At 53.8% G+C, this 4,074-nt stretch carries 2 protein-coding genes and 1 pseudogene; 1 reads left to right on the forward strand and 2 read right to left on the reverse strand.

Annotation, left to right across the window (positions count from 1 at the left end; translation table 11 throughout):
• Nucleotides 1-2,065 (reverse strand): Ig-like domain-containing protein (locus QMX93_RS30040; protein ID WP_282359204.1); only part of this gene is annotated, 2,065 nt, incomplete at its 3' end.
• A gap of 639 nt (nucleotides 2,066-2,704) precedes the next feature.
• Between QMX93_RS30040 and QMX93_RS30045 the strand changes: the two genes are divergently transcribed.
• A complete protein-coding gene (locus tag QMX93_RS30045; RefSeq protein ID WP_282359206.1) occupies nucleotides 2,705-3,070 on the forward strand; it encodes a DUF6124 family protein in 366 nt (121 codons plus the stop codon).
• Nucleotides 3,071-3,126: 56 nt separating this feature from the next.
• Here QMX93_RS30045 and QMX93_RS30050 read toward each other — a convergent pair.
• Nucleotides 3,127-4,074 (reverse strand): annotated as a pseudogene (locus tag QMX93_RS30050) (hypothetical protein); the annotation flags it as partial.

Consider the following 4,074-nt stretch of genomic DNA (forward strand, 5'->3'; position numbering starts at 1 on the left):
TTTGAGGGATGTCGATGCCTTTGGAATCTTTCACCGAAGTAATCGCCGGAACCAGCGCATAAGCCACGGTAAAGGTTCGTGCTGCTGATACTGGATTACTGCCGTAAACACCTTTGGCTGTGAGGCTATGCGGGCCGACGGCCAAACCACCGACACCTCGTGTCCACACACCGCTGGCATTAACCGCAGCAGTGCCTTTGAGGGTCGTCCCGTCGAAGATTTCGATTTCCAGACCCGCCGTGGCTGTACCGGTCAGGGTGACGTTGTCATTGGTAAGCGTAGTGCCATTAGGGACTTCTTTACCGTAGGGGTCTTTCACCGAAGTAATCACCGGCGTCACCAGTTCCGCACCAACGTTGAATTCCAACGTATCCGAATAACTTGTCCCACCCAAAGCTCGCTGAATAAAGTACGACGCGCGCACCGTTCCGCCTTCGTTACCCTTGATGTGTTTAGCTTCAATTGGAAACGGCACAGGCTGGCCCGCGGTGAGCGAGGACAGTTTGATTGAGTCTGTTGCCAAACCTGCTATCGAACCCTTCCATTCATATGTCACCAGATCGTTTTTATCCGTGTTCCGATAAGGCACGACCAGGGTGGTGCCGTCGATGTCAGCGGGCAGGGCGCCGTTGTCCACGCCGGCAACTTCAGGTTTGGGCAGTTCGCGTCTGGGTTCGCCGACCTGTAGAACATCCGCATGAATCGACTCACGAATGGCATGGATGGCGTTGAACGGATTCATCTTGCCAAGCAGATCGTCCGGAATCTGCAATTGATAAAAAAGCTCCAGCGTGCCGCCGATGATCGGCGTCAGATGGGCACTGTCGACATTTATCTTGATGGGCAGTTTGTCGTCGACATTGCCTTTGGTAATAAAGTGCGGCGGCAAATCCGGCAGGAACGGTGTCAGGTCGGGACGTGTACCGAGCCAGAACAGTTTGATCACTTGACCTTCAGCGAAGGACGCGTCGAACGGAATTTCAATGCGCACAGTTTTAAGCTGTGGATCGAGTGCGCCTTGTATCGCATCCAAGGCAATCGGGGCGGCCAACCTTTGCAGTTCACCAATCACGTTGATGAACTGCGTTTTGGAGAGCAGATCAGCGCCTCCGCTGTGTTTTCTCACGTAATAAGACAGGGCGATCTGTGCTTTAGCCAATTGCCTCAACAGTGCGTTGTCGATTTCGATTTGATCGGTGCTGGGCACGTTGGTCAACGGTTTGCCGCTGATCTCGATGTCGACTGGCGCCCCTTCGGAGGGGGTGCCCTTGAACCGCAAAACGATAGTGTCGCCGACTTCAAAACCTTGTTCGGTGATTGCCCAGATCAGCGCCTTGCCGTTGGCATCACCCAAAGTGTCGAGGTCAAGTGTGTTGTTATGCGCCTGTTCCAGGATGGGCGCCAACAACCGGGTGGCATCGACTGACACCACGACTCGCTGCGGTGCACACCAATCCTCTGAGCGGTTGTCGACCGCGTCATAAACCTCAAACGCCACGGACAAACCAATGCCGTCAGAGTCTCCAGCCTCTCGGATGACCGCCTCGCTGACATGCACCACCAGCGGTACTTTGCCGTCCGCCTGATCCTGGGTCAGCGGCGCACTGAGCACAAACACACCGCCCCAGCTCAACTGAATCACATCACCGGCGGCTATGTTTGGATAAGGTTCAATGGTGATTGAAACGCCCTTGTCGACATTGTCCTTATCAATGCCGCCGCTAATGATCTCCTGCGGGATGCGCATGATCAGTTTGGAGTGGCCGGGATCGTTGTTGTCGTCATGACCGCCGGGGCGGGTGAGCTTGACCAGCACCTGCATGTCCTCGGACGGCTCCCAGGCCTGACCGAGGCGCTTGACGCTGTAATACCCGACGGCCCGGCCTTCCGGGATGCGCGCCGAAGGCACGAACATTTGCAGCGTCGTATTGACGTCCGCCGGGCCAACGGTTTTCTGCAGGACTTCCACATCCTTGTTCCAGAACACCTTGATCTGGTCCCCAATTTCCATTGGTGTCCACGGCCCGGCGCGGCAGAGCAAGCCTTGACGCGGGAAATTACCCAACGCCGCCGCAATATTGATGCCCCAGACCTTTGGTGACTCCGACACCGGCCCGGTTTTGCCGGGGATATCGAGTTGGTCGAGGATCAATGTGTCGGCGTCGGGAAGGTTGTGGGTAAGCATGGACGGCTCCGTTGAGCGGTGAGGCAACGGAGTGATTTATGGCTGGAAACGGGTGAGGCGTCACCTGTCAGATCTGACAGGGTAGGGCGGTTTTCTGATGGACGGTCGGTGGGGTTAGGGTGATGTCTGTCGGACGATTCGCGAAGAGGCATAGGCAATGGGTAGTGTTTAACGTGTCCGTTTAAAAGACATCGGGTGTTACGTCCTGAAGCCCACAAAACATTGCGCCATTGCCTACGCGTAAGACAGAATCCGCCGGCTTGTGCGCCTGGGGGCTGGTCGGTAACTTGGATCGGGTCACTGATTTCCAGTGATCGGGTTTAGCAGCCCTGTTTGATATCTCCGGCTGTACAAGTCTCATCCTGTCAGGTTTTCGCCTGCACTTGATGGTGGCTGTGTGCTTGGCACCTTCGGGTGCGCCGGGTTTGGGGATGTCAACCGGTCTGCTAACTCGCGCACAGCCGCCTCCCTCTCGTTTAGCAGCGAAATGGATACGGCCTTACCAGAGGTTGACATCCCATGTTCAAAATTACGCCAAACCCACCGGCCACCGATCCGGCATCGCCCTACGAATCCCCCGAATCCAAGAAATTCCACGAAGCCGCCGAACGCGCCCTCGACCACTACCTCGGCCCACCCACCGCCGAAATCATGGCTGCACCTTATGTGTCCAACCGTTTGTTCATGGTCAACCCGGCCAGCGCGAACGAACCTCTATTAGCCGACGCCAGTGAGAGCCTCGGTTCGGCGTGCGTGATGATCAACGATCTGGCCGGCATGTTGGAAGGCACGCATCGCCGAACGTTATTGGGCATTGCGCAAGTTGTGATGCTGGGGGAGCTGGCGGTTAATCAGGTGTTGGATAATTTGGTTCCGGTGGATTGATCTCAAGCTGCGTCGGAGAGATTGTCTCCGCCGCAGCTTCAAAGTAAATGCTCGGCTCATGCAATGAATGATAAGTTGTCGATGTACACAACTCCGTAAGGTACTATTGAAAAGGCAAGCAAGTTTTCGCTGTTGGGGAACATTATTGTTAGTGTTTTAGGTTCTCCGATTTGTATGTCAAGAAGAACTTGTTTATAGGTTCCGTCATGATAACGGAATACGATACTGGCATTCGTGCCGATTAGCTTTGCGTTAAACTTTACGCCGATAGGATAAAAGCCGATCATGGGGGAAGGTGATAGTCTCGGATAGTCCTCCGTCAGTTTTAGTGTCTTGCCGTTTAAATATGGTTCGTCTCCTTGCTGTGCGATTGCAATTTCGAATCTTCCGTATCTTCCACCACGGTTTATTTCCAAATATTCTAGCCTTAAGTAGTCGCTATATTGTCCCACCATGACGGACTCAAATGACTCGATCTTTTCTGCGGTGAACACAGTAAAAGTTCGAATGTTTGACTCTGTTTCACTACCATACTTTGCTTTTGCCTTGAATCTGTGAGTGGTTAATGTCAGGTTGGTCGCATCATAAGTCCAAATATTCTGTGCATTGACTGGGCAAAATCCTTTAGACGTTGTCCCATCAAATATCTCCACTTCACGATTCGCTGTTGCTGTGCCTGTGAGAGTCACGTTGGTATTGATAGTAGTTCCATCTTGAGGAATCTCGACGTTATTGGGATCTTTCACCGAAGTGATCACAGGTGCCTCCAGTTCAGCCCCCACACCGAACTCCAGCGCATTCGAATAACTCGTCCCACCCGCCGCACGCTTGATGAGGTACTTCGCCAATACCGTGCCGCCGTTGTTGCCGCTGATGTACTCAGCATCAATCCTGAACGCAACCGGTTTGCCCTCAGTCAAAGACGACAGCGTGATCCCGTCCGTTTTCGTGCCGGTTTTCGAACCGATCCATTCGTAAATCACCTCGTCATCCTTGACCGTGTT

It is taken from the genome of Pseudomonas sp. PS01303, from assembly GCF_029959385.1.
GTDB classification, from domain to species: domain Bacteria; phylum Pseudomonadota; class Gammaproteobacteria; order Pseudomonadales; family Pseudomonadaceae; genus Aquipseudomonas; species Aquipseudomonas rustica.

What these genes read in the sequence shown, in the direction of transcription:
- QMX93_RS30045 (WP_282359206.1), top strand. Translation starts at nt 2,705, where the DNA reads ATGTTCAAAATTACGCCAAACCCACCGGCCACCGATCCGGCATCGCCC.